Raw genomic sequence first — 16,570 nt, 5'->3', positions numbered from 1 at the left:
ATGGCGCTGCTCGACTTCATCAGGGGCGCCGACCGGCGCCAGCTCCGCATCATGCTGCTTCTTACCCTCGTGGCAGGGCTCGCCAATGCGGCGCTGATCGTCATCATCACCACGGTCGCGGGAATCGTGGCGCTCGGCAATCCGCCGGGTGTCGTCGCCTGGGCCGCCTTTCTGTGCGCGTTCGGTCTCTATTACGGCGCCAACCAGTTCGCCCTCGTCCGCTCCATGGCGATCATCGAGGAGCTGCTCGACGCCAAGCGGCTGGCGATCGTCGACAGGCTGCGCAAGACCGAACTCCTCGTCGCCGACCGGCTGGGACGCGGCCGCCTATACAATCTGGTGGCCAAGGAGACCAACCACCTCTCGATCACCTTCCCCCTGATCATCGACGCCTTCCAGCAGACGATCCTCCTGGCGGTGGCGCTCGCCTTCCTGCTCTATCTTTCGCCGGCCGCCTTCGTCCTGTTCCTGGCGACCGTGCTGGCCGGCGTCATAGGCTACAAGGCGAGCAACAACCGCTTCGTGGAGATCCTGCAACTGGTCGAGCGAATGCAGGCGGAAATGCTGGATGCGATCGTCGATGTCATCCACGGATCGAAGGAACTGCGTCTCAACACCAGCCGCACCGAGAGCGTCGCCAAGGCCTATCGCCGACGGTCGAACATCCTCGAGCGGTTGCTGGTGCGGTCCGTCGAGCACTGGGTGGCGCTAACGCTCCTCGTCTATCTCGTCACCTTCCTGATGCTCGGCGTCGTTGCTTTCGCCTTCCCGGCCTATGTCACCGGCAACAGTGTCATTGTCTTCCAGATCGTCCCGGTGCTGTTGTTCTGCATGGGCACCCTGTCGAAGACGGTGGCGCAATCACCTATGTTCGTTCGGGCCGAAGTCGGGCTGCAGGCGATCCTGGCGATCGACCGCGAATTGTCGGCCGCGCCGAGCGTCTCGCCGGAGGAAGCCCGTGAAGAAGCCATGGCGTTTCACGATTTCTCGCAGATCGGCTTCAGCGCGCTGCGCTTCAGTTACGATGTCGCTGATCCGGAGGCCTATGCGATCGGCCCCCTCGATCTGACCGTCTCGCGCGGCGAGGTGATCTTCCTCGTCGGCGGCAATGGCAGCGGCAAGTCGACGGCGCTCCGGGCGATGACCGGTCTCTATCCTGCGCAGTCGGGTTGGATCGAGGTCGATGGCAAGGCGGTCGTCGGCAAGGCCATCGCTGGCTACAGAGAGCTCTTCTCGGCGGTCTTCGTCGACTTCCATTTGTTCGACCGGCTTTACGGTCTGGAAAATATCGACCCCGCGCGCGTCAACCGCCTGATCGCCGTCATGGGGCTTGCCGACAAGGTCACGTTCGCGGATGGCCGCTTCAACCAGCTGCATCTGTCGACGGGGCAGCGCAAGCGATTGGCCCTGATCGCCGCCGTTCTCGAGGACCGGCCGGTCTACGTCTTCGACGAATGGTCGGCCGAGCAGGACGTGCATTTCCGCGAGTATTTCTACAACGATTTCATTCCGGAGCTGAAGGCGCAGGGAAAGCTCGTCATCGCGACCACCCACGACGAGAAATACTGGCCGGTCGCCGACCGCGTCGTGCGAATGGACCTTGGACGGATCGAATGGATCCGGGACCGGTCCCAGCTGGTGACGCCATGAAGGCCTTCCTGTTTCCCGGCCAGGGCGCGCAGCGGCTCGGCATGGGCGGGGAGGCATTCGCCGCGTTCCCGGACCTCGTCCGACAGGCCGGCGACGTCCTCGGCTTCGATGTCGCCCGATTGTGCCGCGACGGACCGCCCGAGCGGCTGAGCCAGACGCAGTTCACCCAGCCGGCGCTCTATGTCGTCAACAGCCTGCGCTATCTCCGGCATGTCGAGGAGACGGGGGACCGCGCCGATTTCCTGCTCGGCCACAGCGTCGCGGAATATGTCGCGCTCTTTGCGTCGGGCGTCGTCGATTTCGCCACCGGCCTGCGGCTCGTCGCACGGCGCGGGTCGCTGATGGCCGAAGCGCGCGGCGGCGGCATGGCGGCCGTGCTGGGGCTCGAGGCCGAAACGATCGCGGATCTGCTTCGCCGCGAGGATCTCGCCGACATCCATCCGGCGAACTTCAACACGCCGCGCCAGATCGTCGTCTCCGGGCGCAGGGAGGCGATCGTCGCCGCAGAGAGCCTCTTCCTCGCGGCCGGCGCGACGCACTACCTTCCGCTGCCGGTCAGTGGCGCGTTCCACACGCCCTTCATGGCCGAGGCGCAGCATCGGTTCGCCGATTTCATCGCGGATGTCCCGCTCGCCCCGCAGCGCGTGCCGGTGATCTCCAACGTCACGGCCCGGCCGCATGTCGATGCCGATCTGCGCGCCCGCATGGTCGAGCAGATCACCCGGCCGGTGCGCTGGAGCGAGAGCCTGCGTTACCTCCTCGCCAGGGGCGTCGGCTTTGTCGACACGGTGGAGATCGGGCCGGAAGGGCCGCCGGTGGTCCGGCCGATGTTCAAGCGCACCGAGCTGGAAGCCGGCCCGCTGGGCGCGGCCGAACTGGCACGCCCGGTGGCGCCGGTCGGCGGGGCGCCGCATGCGCTGCCGACGGAAACCGATGCGAACGCGGCCGTGGCCGAACCGGCCGAAGCAGCACCGCCACCGATGGGCTCGCCGGATACCACCGAGAACGGTGAAAGCGTCCCTGACGCTGCAGGCTACACGGCCGGCCGGGGCCGGATTTCCGTGGAAAGCCTCGGCTCGCGCGCCTTCTGCGAGGCGTTCGGGCTGCGCTACCCCTATGCCAGCGGCGCGATGTACCAGGCCATCGCCTCGACCGACATCGTCGTGCGGATGGCCCGCGCCGGGCTTCTCGGCATCTTCGGCGCGGCGGGATTGCCGACGGAAACGGTCAGGGCGGCGATCACGAGGATCCGCGCGGCCATTCCCGACCGCGCGAGCTTCGGCGTCAACTTCATCGCCCACGTCAATCGGCCCTATCTCGAGGACGAGATGACCGACATGCTGATCGCGGAGGGCGTTCGGGTCGTCGAGGCCTCGGCCTTCATGGAGGTGACCGCTGCCCTGGTGCGCTACCGGGCCAAGGGGCTTCGGCGCGAGGCAGGCAAGGTGCGCGCCGACAACCGCATCATCGCCAAGGTCTCCCGCCCGGACGTCGCGGCACAGTTTCTCGCCCCGGCGCCAGCGGCGCTGGTCGACCGGCTGCTGCAGGCCGGCGCGATCGACGCGGGGGAGGCCGAGCTTCTGCGACGGGTGCCGATGGCGGACGCGATCTGCGTGGAGTCCGACTCCGGCGGGCACACCGACCAGGGCATGCCCTTCGCCCTTATCCCGCCGATCCTCAAGCTGCGGGACACGGCCGAGGCGCGTTTCGGCGATTTCGGCCGGCTCTTCGTCGGCGCGGCCGGCGGCATCGGCACGCCGGAAGCGGCCGCCGCGGTGCTGGTGCTGGGCGCCGACTTCATCGTCACCGGATCAATCAACCAGTGCACGGTCGAGGCGGGGACCAGCGACGCGGTCAAGGATCTCCTGCAAGGGATCGACGTCTACGATACCGCCTATGCGCCGTCGGGCGAGATGTTCGAGCTGGGCTCGAAGGTACAAGTGCTGAAGAAGGGCGTCTTCTTTCCCGCCCGTGCTGATCGGCTCGTCGGGCTCTACCGCCAGCACGAGAGCCTCGAGACGATCGAGCCGAAACTGCGGGCGCAGATCGAGGAGCGCTATTTCCGGCGCAGCTTCGAAGCGGTCTTCGCCGACGTGGCGAAAACCTACCCGGCGACGGAGATCGCGCGGGCCGAGCGGCTGCCCAAGCACCGCATGGCCCTCGTCTTCAAGCGTTATTTCAAGGACACGACGAACTGGGCGCTGGCCGGCGACCTGGAGCACAAGGTCGACTTCCAGGTCCATTGCGGCCCGGCGCAGGGCGCCTTCAACCAGTGGGTCGCCGGCACGCCGCAGGAATCCTGGCGCGAACGCCATGTCGACAGTATCGCCCTGATGCTGCTGGAACAGACCGCCGATCTCCTCAACCGGCGTTTCGACGCCATGGCGCGCTAGGGGAGACGGTGATGGCAAGGCGGCCCCCACGCGAACCCATCGCCATCATCGGGCTCGGCCTGCGGCTGCCGGGTGCCGACAGTCTCGACGGGTTCTGGAACCACCTCGCCGCCGGGCGCTCACTGATCGCCGAGGTTCCGGCCGGGCGCTTCGACCCCGCCACGGTGACCGCCGAGGCCGGCAAGGGCGCGGGCCGCGTCTGCGGCGGCTTCGTCGACGACGCCGACTGCTTCGACGCTTCGCTGTTCGGCATATCGCCGCGCGAGGCCGCGTGGATGGATCCGCAGCAGCGCTTTGCCCTGGAAATGGCCTGGCATGCGATCGAGGATTCGGGCTACCGCGCCGCGGACCTCGCGGGTAGCCGGACGGGCGTCTACATGGGCGTGTGCCACTGGGACTATGCCGAACTCCTGGAGAAGTACCTCGCCAGGGTCGACGCCTACACGCCGACCGGCATCGCCTTCTCGATCATCGCCAACCGGATCTCGCATTTCTTCGACTTCCACGGCCCGAGCATCACCAATGACACCGCCTGCGCCGCGTCGATGACGGCGCTCTACCAGGCCGTCCGGGCGCTGCAGGAGGGCGACTGCGACATGGCGCTGGCCGGCGGGGTCAATCTGATATGGTCGCCCAACCATTTCGTCGCCTTCGCCAAGGCGGGCATGCTGTCGAAGAACGGAGAGGCCAAGGCCTTCGACGACCGGGCCGACGGCTATGTGCGCGGGGAGGGCGGCGCCGTGTTGCTGCTGAAGCCGCTGTCCAAGGCGCTGGCGGACGATGATCCGATCCACGCGCTGGTTCGGGGCGTCGGCGTGAACCACGGCGGGCGGACGAACTCGCTGACCGTCACCAGCCCGGCCGCGCAAGCCGAACTGATCGCAGGCGTCATCCGCGTGGCCGGGGTCGGGCCGCAGACGATCAGCTATGTCGAGGCGCACGGCCCGGGCACGCCGCTCGGCGATCCGATCGAGATCGCCGGGCTGAAGCAGGCCTTCGCGGCGCTTGCCGCCGAAGCGGGCGTGACGCTCCCGCCGGACAGCTGCGGCATCGGCTCGGTAAAGACCAATATCGGCCATCTGGAGGGCGCCGCGGGCGTCGCGGGCATCGTCAAGGTGCTGGCGGCCCTGCGCCATGGCCGGCTGCCGGCGAATGTCGGCTTCGGCCAGCTGAACCGGCTGATCGACCTGTCTGAGACGCCGTTCCGGATTCAAAGCGAGGCGACCGACTGGCCGAGTGCGGCAGGCGAACCGCGGCGGGCCTGTGTCAGCTCCTTCGGGTTCGGCGGCAGCAACGGCCATGTCCTGCTGGAAGAGCCGCCGGCCACCCTAGTGGAAACCGATGCGGGCTCGGTCTTGTCGTGGCATGTCATCCCGATCTCCAGCGCGACGGAGGATGGCCTGCCGGCCTATGCGGCGCGGCTCCTGAATTTCATCGAAGGTCACGACGATACGGCGATCGCCGACCTCGCCCGAACTTTCCAGACCGGGCGCACGGCGATGCCCGTCCGGCGCGCCTTCGTCGCCCGCGATGCCGAAAACCTTGCTGAAGCGCTGCGTGCCTTCCTTGCCGATCCCGCCGGTCCGCTGCAGGAACTTCCGGCAGGGGACCTCGACGGCGCGAAAGCTCAGGATCTCGCACGACGCTTTGTCGCCGGCGAGGAAGTCGACTGGGCCGCGAATGGCCAGGCCGTCGGCCGGCGGATCGCCGCGCCGCTCTATCCCTTCGCACGCGAGCGCCACTGGATGGATCTGTCGACCGGCACCAAGGATCAGGACGCGGTCCGCCACCCGCTCGTCCACCGCAACGTCTCGGGCCTGGACGGCGCCGGCTTCGAGACGCGCCTTTCGGCCGACATGTTCGTCCTGGCGGACCATCATGTCGGCGGGATCGCCGTCCTGCCCGGCGTCGCCTGCCTGGAAATGGCGCGCGCCGCGGCAAGCATGGCGGGCGCGTTGGCGGGAGCGGCCTGCGCCATCGAGACGATCGTCTGGAGCCGCCCCATCCAGGCGCCGCAAGGACAGGGCGTCGTCATCGAGACCCGGTTGAACCGCGCTCCCGACGGCGGCATCGGCTTTGCCATCATGGCAGGCGAGGGCGCGACCGCCGCGTCGCCGAACGTGCAGGGAATGATCCGACCGCTGTCGGAACCCGGCGCCGACCGGATTGATCTCGCCGCCTTGAAGGCGCGCATCCGGCAGGCGGTCAGCACTGAGACCTGCTACGCCCGGCTCGGCGCCGGCGGCGTCGCGCATGGTCCGGCGTTCCGCGCGCTGGCGCAGGTGAGCTGCGGCGAGAACGAGGCGCTGGCGCTTCTGAAGCTGCCGCGCCGCCTGCTGCCGACCTTGGATTCCCTGCAACTGCATCCGGTGCTGCTCGATGCGGCGATCCAGGCCTGGGTGGCGATCGGCGAGGCGCCGCCGCCCGGTGCCGCCGTGCCCTTCGCCTGCGCGCGCATCGAGGTCCTTGGCCCCTGCGAGGCGACCATGTGGGCGCATGTGCGCCTGCGTCCGGGCAAGGGCGACGCGACTCGGCGGCTCGACATCGACCTCGTCGACGGCACCGGTGAACGGCGCGTGATCTTCCACGACCTCGCTCTGCGGGTGATCGCGCCCGGCGCCGCCACCATCACCGGCGCCGCCGCTTCCGTGCCGGCCGCTGCGGGCGAGGAAGCATCGCCGGTGGTTCTGGCGCGGGGCGCCTGGCAGGACGCGCCGCTGAAGGGCATCGAACCGGCGACGGCAGCCCGCCCGCGCGTCCTCATCGCGGGTTGGGACGACGAGACGGCAGCGGCGCTGGCACGGCGCACCGGCCTGCCGGTGGAGGCGCTCGACGACGTCGACGGGCTTGGGCTCGCGGCGGCGACGGAAATCCTGTTTGCCTGCCTCCACGGCGTCGTCGGCGACGTCATGCGGTCGCGCCCGCGCGAGCCGGTCCGCCTGCTGGTCCTCGCCCGGGAAACGCTCGGCCCTGCCGCGACGGCGCCGCTTGCCGCGCTGTTGAGGACGGCGACGCTGGAGAATCCGAAGATCGGCGGGCGCCTGGTCGCCCTGGCCGGCGAGGCCTGCCTCGACCGGCTGTCGGCGCTTGTTCTGGCGGAAGCGAGCGCCGCCGACACCCTGACCGAGCTGCGCTACGAGGCCGACAACCGGCGCCGCGCCTGGATGCCGTGGGTCGACACGTGGGGCCCGTCCGGCGCCACCTATTCGGCCGATCCGGCGGGGGTCTACTGGATCACCGGCGGGCTCGGTGGGCTCGGCCTGATCTTCGCCGAATGGCTGGTGGCACGCGGCGCGCGGACCCTTATCCTCAGCGGCCGGCGGGCGGCGCCCGAGCCGGCCGCGGAGGCACGGCTGCAGAAGCTTCGCGCCGACGGCGCCCGGGTCGAATACGCCGCCTGCGACCTCGCCTCGGAGGCGGCGACGGCGCGCTTCACCGCCCGGATCGCCAGGGACTACGGCCCGCTGAAGGGGATCATCCACGCGGCCGGAGTGCTCGACGATGGCTATATCTTGTCTCAGGACGTTGCCGCTGCGGCTTCCGTGTTCGCGCCGAAGATCGCCGGCACGGTGCATCTCGACCGGGCGACGCGCCAGGCGCCGCTCGACTTCTTCGTGCTCTGCTCTTCCGTCGCCTCGGTCTTCGGCAATCCCGGCCAGGCAATCTATGCCGGCGCCAACGCCTTCATGGACGGTTTCGCCGAGGCCCGCGCCGCCGACGTTTCGGCGGGAAGGGCCTTTGGCCGGACGGTTGCCGTCGCCTGGGCGCTCTGGCGCGATGGCGGCATGTCGGTCGACGCCGCGACGCTGGCCGCGATGCAGCGGCGGCTCGGGCTGTCGCCGATGCCAAGCGCAGCGGGGCTTGCAGCGCTCGACGCCCTCTTGACCGGCACGCCCACGGCCCGCACGACCGTCCTCTACGGCGGCAGGACGCGGATCGACGCGATGATCGCCGGCTACGGCCTGCCCGCATCGGGCACGCCGCCCGTCGCGCCGGCGCAGGAACCCTCGGGCGATGCGGAGGCGCTCCTGCAACCGACGATCGAACATGTCCGCGCGATCCTGGCCGATGTGCTGGAGATGGACGCCGCGCGCATCCGCGTGAACCAGGCGCTCTCCGAATACGGTCTCGACTCCATCGCCATCGTCGAGACGACGAACCGCCTGGAAGAGGCGCTCGGGCCTTTGTCGAAGACGCTCCTGTTCGAATATGTCGATCTCGAAGCCATTGCGGGCCATCTCGTGGCCGAGCACGCGCCGGCGCTTCGACTGCTTTTGGAGAGCGACGCCGGCTCGCTGGCGGCCATGGAACCGCCTGTTGCGGATGCGCCGGTCGCCGCGCAGAAGGCGCCGCCCGCTGCTGCCGCGGCGGCCGGTGCCGGCGATCGCGTCCGATCGGCGTCTATACCGGTCAGTGCCCAGGCTCATGCAGCCGACGGCCAGGACGGCCCCCACGACATCGCGATCATCGGCCTGTCGCTGCATGTGGCAGGTGCCGACGACCAGCAGAGCTTCTGGCAAATGCTCTCGGAAGGCCAACACGGCTTCGAGCCGGTCCCGGCCGAGCGCTGGGACAACGGCGCGCTGCATCATGGCGAGCGCGACGTCCTTGGCAAGACGGTGGTCCGGACCGGCGCCTTCCTGAAGGACATCGACAAGTTCGACCCGCGCTATTTCCGCATCTCGCAGGCCGAGGCCGAGCTGATGTCGCCGGAGGTGCGGCTGTTCCTGCAGGCGAGCGTCGAGGCGTTCGAGGATGCCGGCTATTCGCGCCAGACCATCGCCCGGCGCCATTACGGCGACGTCGCGGTCATCGTCGGGTCGATGACCAACGAATACGATCTTTACGGCTTCCAGAACATGCTGATGCGCGGGGCGCTTGCCAGCGGCAGCTACACCGGCACCGTGCCGAACATGGTGTCCTATTACTACGGCCTCACCGGCCCCTCCTATTTCCTCGACACGATGTGTTCGGCGTCCGCGACGTGCGTCCACGAGGCCGTGCACATGCTGCGGGCCGGGCGCTGCCAGATGGCGCTGGCCGGCGGGGTCAGCCTGCTGCTGCATCCGCAGAAGCTGATCGCGACGTCGCAGGAGCATTTCACCGCGAAATCGGCGGAGGTCATTCGCGGCTACGGCCTTGGCGCCGAGGGTACGATCCTCGGCGAAGGTGTCGGCGCGGTGGTGCTGAAGAGGCTGGTCGACGCCAGGCGCGATGGCGATCGCATCTACGGCGTCATCATCGGCACGGGCATCAGCAACGCCGGGGCGCGCAACGGCTTCACCGTCCCGAGCCCGGCCCAGCAGGCCGCCGCGATCGACAGCGCGCTCTGCGATGCCGGGATCAGCGCGGCGTCGATCGGCTATATCGAGGGGCACGGCTCTGGCACCGCGCTCGGCGACCCGATCGAGATCAAGGCGCTGACACAGGTGTTCCGCAAGGCGACGGACGGCGTCCAGGTCTGCCCGATCGGCACGGTCAAGGGCAACGTCGCGCACCTGCTCGCCGCGTCGGGGCTTGCCGGCATCGCCAAGGTGTTGATGCAGCTGAAGCACGGCCAGCTCGCGCCCTCGCTGCATGCTGAGACGCTCAACCCCGACATCCCCTTCGCGACCTCGCCCTTCTACGTCCAGCGGGAACTCTCCGCCTGGCCGCGCCTTGTCGACGACGCCGGCCGGGCGATGCCGCGGCGGGCGGGCGTCACGTCAATCGGCGCCGGCGGCATGAACTCTCATATCGTCATCGAGGAGTCCCCCGAGCCGGCGCCGCTGCCGGTCGCGGATCTGCCCGAACTGCTGGTATTTTCCGGGCTCGACCCGGCCCGGCTGCGCGCTGTCCTGCAACGCTTCGCCGCGCATCTGCGCGAGGGGCCGCCGGCGCGCCTCGCCGACCTCGCTTATACGCTGCAGGTGGGCAGGAACGAGCTGTCCTGCCGCCTCGCGCTGGTCGCCGCCGATTGCGCCGATGCGCTGGCTGCCATCGACGCCTTCCTCGCCGGCACGCCGCGGCCCGGCACCCTCTATACGCCGTCGATCCTCGACGCCGATCCGCCGCGCGACCGCGCCGCGCTCGAGACCGCCTGCGACGCGCGCGATCTCGGCCGCGTCGGTGCCGCCTGGTGCGCGGGAGCCGCGGTCGACTGGGACCGCCTCGCCGGCGGACGGGCCCTGCGCCGCGTGTCGCTGCCCGCCTATCCGTTCGAGAAGGTCCGCTGCTGGTACCAGGAAGCGCCGGACGCCCCCTCGGTGGTTCATCCGATGGGCGCGCGGTCGAAGCTGCATCCCTTCATCGGCGTCAATCTCTCCGACGCTGGGGGCCTGCGCTATCGCACCCCCATTCATCTGGCGGAGCTGCGGGACTACGTCTTTGCCGAGAACGGCCGCGACGCGGTGCTGCCGATGGTCGTGCCGGAGATCATGGCGGCGGCGGTCCGAATCGCCGGTCTCGGCGAAGGTGGCCGGCTGGCGGACATCGTGGTCGAAGCCGCAACGGACTGGCCGAATGTGCGGGAACTGACGATCCGCATCGAACCCGGCACGGGCGGCCACCGGATCGCGATCGGGACGGTTGGAGCGGCGGCGGAAATGCGCCCTTGGGCGCATGGCACCTTCCTCGCCCCGCATGACGGGTGTGCCGTCGTCGATCCGGAAGCAATCGATGTCGCCGGCCTGCGTGCGAGCGCCGACCGGACGCTTGGATCGGTGGAGATCCGTGCGGCGCTGAAAGACCGGCATCTGGGCTTTGGGCCGTTTCTCGACAGCCTCGACCAGGCCTGGTTCCTGCCCTGCGGTGGCCTGCTGGCCAGCCTTCGGACGGACGCGCCGCAGCAGGATCATTTCAAGCAAGACACGCGCCTGCCGGCGCCCGCATGGGGCGCCGCCTTCCAGGCGCTGCTCCTCGCCATGCCCGATTTCACCGGCAGCGGGCCCTGGTCCCTCGACGGCGCCGCCTTCGCGGACGGGGCGGTTGCGGACGTGCTCTGCCGCCCGTCGGGGCAGGGCCGCCTGGATATCCTGTTCCTCGGCGAAGGCGGCCGTGTCGTCGCCATGCTTTCGGGCTTTGCGCCCGCCGGCAAAGCGATGGCGGATGCGCCCGCAAGCAACCCCGCCATCCCGGAGCAGCAGGACGCCTCGCTCGGCCTGCTCGCAGGGGATCTGCGCCAACGGGCGGCGGCAATCCTGAAATTCGCAGCATCCGATATCGGACTGCGCGAGCATTTCCACGATCTCGGCTTCGACTCCATCTCGCTGGCCCGCTATGCCGCCGATGTCAGTCTGGCCCATGGCATAGACCTGTCGCCGGCGATCTTCTTCGAGTGCGAGCATATCGCGGCGCTGGCGGCCCATCTCGCCGACCGGCACGGCGTCGTCGTTGCGGTCGCCCCGGAAAAACCGGTCGGGCCGGTGGCGGCACGCGCCGCAGCCAACCCCGCCGACAGGATCGCCGCGCCGGCTAGGCCTGGACCCGCCGGCGCTGGCCGGCCGCAAACGGCGTCATGGCAGGAGGCGGACGACCGGATCGCCATCATCGGCATGGCCGGGCGTTTCCCCGGCAGCCCCGATGTCGAGAGCTTCTTCGACCATCTCCTGGCCGGCCGCGATCTCACGTCCGACCTGCCTCTCTATCGCTATTCTCCTGCCTATACCGCACGGCTGCGAGAGGGCGGCTTTGCGCTGCATGGCGGCTTCCTCGACAATGTCGACCGGTTCGACGCCGCGCATTTCAAGATCTCGCCGGTCGAGGCCGAGCGCATGGACCCGCAGCAGCGCCTGCTGCTGGAGACCGCCTGGCGGGCATTGGAGGATGCCGGCCTCACGCCGCAGGACCTGCCGCGCGACACCGGCGTCTTCGTCGGCATCAGCGCGCTCGACTATGCCGCGCTTTGGCGGGCCGAGGGCTTGCCGGTCGATGGCTATCTCGCGACGGGCAATTCGCTGGCCATGGCCGCCAACCGGCTGTCGCACCAGTTCGATCTGGGCGGGCCGAGCCAGGCCGTCGATACGGCCTGCTCCAGCTCGCTGATCGCCTTGCTGCGCGCCCGCGACGCGCTGCGTCTCGGGCAATGCTCGGCGGCGATCGTCGCCGGCGTCAATCTCTGCCTCTCGGCCGACGGCTTCGAGGGGCCGCATCTGGCCGGCATGCTGTCGCCCTCCGGTCGGTGCATTACGTTCGGCGCGGCGGCCGACGGCTATGCGCGCGGCGAGGGCGCCGCGGCGCTGCTCGTCAAGCGGCTCGGCGATGCCGAGCTCGACGGCGACCGCATCCTGGCCGTTGTCGCCGGCGGCGCGGAGAATCATGGCGGTCGGTCGGGCGCGCTGACCGCCCCTAACGCCAAGGCGCAGGCGCGCCTCGTCACGGCTGCGATGGCGGGAATCGACCCGCGCAGCGTGTCCTATGTCGAGGCGCATGGCACCGGGACTGGCCTCGGCGATCCGGTCGAGATCAACGGCCTGCGCCGCGCCTATGAAACCTTGCTGGACGGCGGCGAGGCCGGCCCGCAAGGCATCGGGCTCGGCGCGGTGAAGTCGAATATCGGCCATCTTGAAGCCGCGGCGGGGCTTGCCGCCGTGATCAAGATCGTGATGGCGATGCGGCGAAACCTGTTGCCGCCGACGCTGCACGCGACGCCACCCAATCCGCACATCGATCTTGCCGGCAGCCCGTTCCGGCTGGTCACCGCGCCGGAAGCTTGGCTGCCCGCGCCCGACGGCAGTCCGCGCCGCGCCGGCGTCAGCAGTTTCGGCTTTGGCGGGGCGAACGCCCATGTTGTGCTGGAGAGCCACGACCGGCCAGATCGCCCGGGACGCGCGCCGTTGCCGCCACGCGCCTTCGCGACCACGCGATTCTGGCTTCCGACCGCCGAGCGGGGAGAGCCCGATCGGGACACGGCACGCTTCGCCCCGATCTGGGTGCCGAGGGACGCGGAGGGGCCGGCTTTCCGCGGCCGGCGCATCGTCATCGGCTGCGGGGTCGGGGTTGCCGCCGTCCTCGGCGCCGAAGTCGAACAGCTCGCGCTTGGCGGCGCCGATCTCGGCCAGGATTATACGAATGCTGCCGTGGCGCTCCTGGACCTCTTGCGCCGGGAGATCGCGGCGCCGGGCCATGACGCCGTCCTGATCCAGCTCGCCGTCCCGGCGGAAGGCGCCGGCCTGGTCTTCGCCGGGCTCGGCGCCATGCTGGCGACGGCATCGCTGGAAGAGCCGCGGATCGGGACGCAGCTGGTGGAGATCCCGCCGGGCAGCGCGCCACACTGGGTCGCTGGATGGCTGGCCGACGCCGCGCGCGACCTTGCCGGCTCGCCCTGCCGCTACGAGAGCGGGCGACGCCATGTTCGCGCGTGGCAGGCGCTCGACGAGGTGACGCCGGCGCATCGCTGGCGCGACGGCGGCGTCTACCTCGTCACTGGCGGCATGGGCGGTCTCGGCCGGATCGTTGCCGAGGATATCGCGCGCACCGCCCGCCGGCCCGTCATCGTCCTGGCCGGCGCCCGCCCGGTCGATGCCGATCGATCGGCTTTCCTGGAGCAGCTGCGCGACCTCGGCGCCGTGACCGCCTATCGGCAGGTCGACATGGCGGATGCGGCTTTGGTCGACGCGCTGGTCGCCCAGATCGTCGAGGTGCATGGTGGGCTGAACGGCGTCGTTCATGCCGCCGGAACGCTGCGCGACGGTTTCCTCGTGGGCAAGACCGCCGACGATCTGCGCGCCGTGCTCGCGCCGAAAATCGCTGGAGCGCTGGCCCTGCGCGAGGCCTGCCGGGGGCTCGACCTCGACGCCTTCGCGCTGTTTTCATCGCTCGCCGGCGCCTTCGGCAATGAAGGCCAGGCCGACTATGCGGCCGCCAACGGATTTCTGGATGGGCTGGCCCGGACCTCCGACGGGGCCATCCTGTCGATCGACTGGCCGCTCTGGCGGGACGGCGGCATGCGCGTCGATGAGCCAACAGAGGCGGCGCTGTTCGGCCGTATGGGGCAGCGGCCGCTGGGACGTGAAGCCGGGATCGGCGCGCTGCATCACAGCCTGGCGGCAGGCCAGCCGCAGGTCGCCGTCATCGCCGGCGATGCAACCCTTATCGAGGCCTTCTTCGCGGCGGATGGCCGACCGGCCGCTTCGACGCCGCGATCCGATCACGCCGTGTCCACCGATCTCCTGCCGGCAGTCCGGGCAAAGCTGGGGGCCTTGTTCGGTCAGGTCAGCGGGCTGGCGCCCGAGGCCATCGATCCGGCGGCGGCGCTGGAGAATTACGGCATCGACTCGCTGATGATCACCCGGCTCAACGCCGCGCTCGGCGACAATTTCGCGGGCCTGCCGAAGACGCTGTTCTTCCGGCACCGGACGCTCGCGGCGGTTGCCGATCATCTGCTTGAGACGCAGCCAGCCGCCTGCCAGGCTTGGACCGATGGACGCGAAGCCATGGCCGGGGTGGCTGTTACGTCGGCGGCCGGCGCCGCGTTATCCGGTGAAACGCAGATCGCCGCGTCCGCGCCGGCCAACGAGCCGATCGCCATCATCGGCATGAGCGGCACCTATCCCGATGCGCCGGATCTCGGCGTGTTCTGGGACAATCTGGTTGCCGGGCACGACGCGGTGCGCGAGCTCCCCCCGGAGCGCTGGTCGCTGGACGATGTCTTCGAGCCCGATCCCGACGAGGCCGTCGCACAGGGCAAGAGCTACTCGAAATGGGGCGCCTTCCTCGACGGCTTCGCCGATTTCGATCCGCTGTTCTTCAAGCTCTCGCCGCGCGAGGCGGCGGCGATGGACCCGCAGGAGCGGCTGTTCATGACCTGTGCCTGGCAGGCCTGCGAGGACGCCGGCTACACGCCGGCGCGTCTCAAATCGGTCTGCGGCGACGGAACCCGGGCCGATGTCGGCGTCTTCGTCGGCGTCACCAAGACCGGCTATGCGCTGCACGATCCGTTCCGGACCGAGAGCGGCGCCACGGTGCGGCCCACCACGTCCTTTGCCGGCATCGCCAACCGCGTCTCGCATCTCCTCGACCTGTCGGGGCCGAGCCTTTCTGTAGACACGATGTGCTCGTCATCACTGACGGCGATCCACGAGGCCTGCGAGAATCTGCGCGCCGGACGCTGCGCCATGGCGATCGCCGGCGGGGTCAATCTCTATCTCCATCCCGCCACCTACGTGGAACTGAGCGCTGCGCGGATGCTGAGCCCGACCGGCCTGTGCCGCAGTTTCGGCGCCGGAGCCGATGGCTTCGTGCCGGGCGAGGGCGTCGGCGCCCTGCTGCTCAAGCCGCTGTCGCGGGCGCTGGCCGACGGCGACCGCATCCATGCGCTGATCCGCGGCAGCGCGGTGAACCATGGCGGGCGGACCCATGGCTATACGGTGCCCAATCCTGTCGCCCAGCGTGACGTGATCCGGTCGGCCCTGACCCGCGCCGGCGTCGATGCATCGGCGGTGAGCTATGTCGAGGCGCACGGCACCGGCACCGATCTCGGCGATCCGATCGAGATCGATGGCCTGACCGAGGCCTTTGCGGCGGACGGGGCCGCGCCGGCCTCCTGCGCCCTCGGGTCGGTGAAATCCGCCATTGGCCATCTGGAGGCAGCGGCCGGGATCGCCGGCGTCACCAAGATCGTCCTGCAGATGAAGCACCGCATGCTGGTACCGAGCCTCCATGCGGCAGCGCCCAACCCGGCCATCGATCTGGCGTCGACGCCCTTCGTGCTCCAGCGGCAGGCTGGGCCCTGGGAAGGACCGCGGATCGCCGGTGTCTCCTCCTTTGGGGCCGGCGGCGCCAACGCGCATGTCGTCCTGGAGGAATGGATCGAGCAACCGGCGAAGCCGGCGCCTGACGCTTCCGCGCCGCGCGCGCAATTGTTCGTCCTGTCGGCACGCAATCCTGACCGTCTGAACGCGGCTGCCGCGCGCCTTCTGGCTTTCGTCCGCGAGACAGGATCGAAGCGGACGGCCGCGCCGGATGCCGTGACAGCGGCGCTGTGCGAGCGACTGGCCGAGATGCTGGACGTTCCGGCGTGCGACATCGATCCCGCCGAGGGTTTCGACGCGCTGGGCCTGGAAACCGCGCATCTGCCGATGCTGACGCGGTGGATCGCGGCGGAATACGGCTTTACGCCCGATCGCTCGGATGTGGGCCTTGCGGGTACAACCGAGCGTCTGGCTGCGATCATCCAGGCCCATGCGGCGCCGGCACGCGGCGACGGGGATCTGGCCGACATCGCCTACACGCTGCAGGTCGGCCGTGAGGCGATGGATTGCCGGCTGGCCATCGTCGCCGGAACGACCGCGGAAATGGTCGGCAGGCTGGAAGCCTGGCTGGCCGGGCGCAACGACGATCCTGCCATCGTCGACAACGCCCGCCGTCCACTGCGCCGCAGCCTGCCCGGTGAAGGGGCCGGCTTGGATAAGCTCCAGCAGACCTGGGAGAGCGGCCGCCTCGACACAGTCGCCGACCATTGGGCACAAGGCGGCTTTGTCGACTGGCACGCGCTGCGCCATCGGGATCGTGCCCGCATCGTGTCGCTGCCGACCTATCCGTTCGAGACC

General features: G+C 69.7%; 3 protein-coding genes (1 of these 3 running past the window's edge). All 3 read left to right on the top strand.

The window, feature by feature from the left end; translation table 11 throughout:
• Tightly spaced (at most 11 nt apart), the 3 genes in view from GTW51_RS01535 to GTW51_RS01525 form a layout consistent with a single transcriptional unit that may run on beyond the window.
• Nucleotides 1-1,650 (top strand): cyclic peptide export ABC transporter, encoded by a 1,650-nt coding sequence (locus GTW51_RS01535; RefSeq protein WP_163042111.1) that lies wholly within the window; start codon nucleotides 1-3, stop codon nucleotides 1,648-1,650.
• Nucleotides 1,647-4,043: an ACP S-malonyltransferase gene (gene fabD / locus GTW51_RS01530; RefSeq protein WP_163042110.1), complete on the top strand. Its 2,397-nt coding sequence runs from the start codon at nucleotides 1,647-1,649 to the stop codon at nucleotides 4,041-4,043. The genes GTW51_RS01535 and fabD overlap by 4 nt, the downstream gene beginning before the upstream one ends.
• 11 nt (nucleotides 4,044-4,054) lie before the next feature.
• Nucleotides 4,055-16,570, top strand: partial view of an SDR family NAD(P)-dependent oxidoreductase gene (locus tag GTW51_RS01525; RefSeq protein WP_163042109.1) — the 5' portion only. It continues 8,280 nt past the right edge of the window; only the first 12,516 of its 20,796 coding nucleotides appear in the window; the start codon lies at nucleotides 4,055-4,057; its stop codon lies beyond the right edge, outside the window.

Origin of the sequence: Aurantimonas aggregata (assembly GCF_010500835.1) — a bacterium.
GTDB lineage: Bacteria > Pseudomonadota > Alphaproteobacteria > Rhizobiales > Rhizobiaceae > Aurantimonas > Aurantimonas aggregata.
This window is presented reverse-complemented; position numbering and strand designations above follow the sequence as displayed.

Coding starts and splice junctions, on each gene's coding strand:
- GTW51_RS01535 (WP_163042111.1), top strand. CDS start 1: ATGGCGCTGCTCGACTTCATCAGGGGCGCCGACCGGCGCCAGCTCCGC.
- fabD (WP_163042110.1), top strand. CDS start 1,647: ATGAAGGCCTTCCTGTTTCCCGGCCAGGGCGCGCAGCGGCTCGGCATG.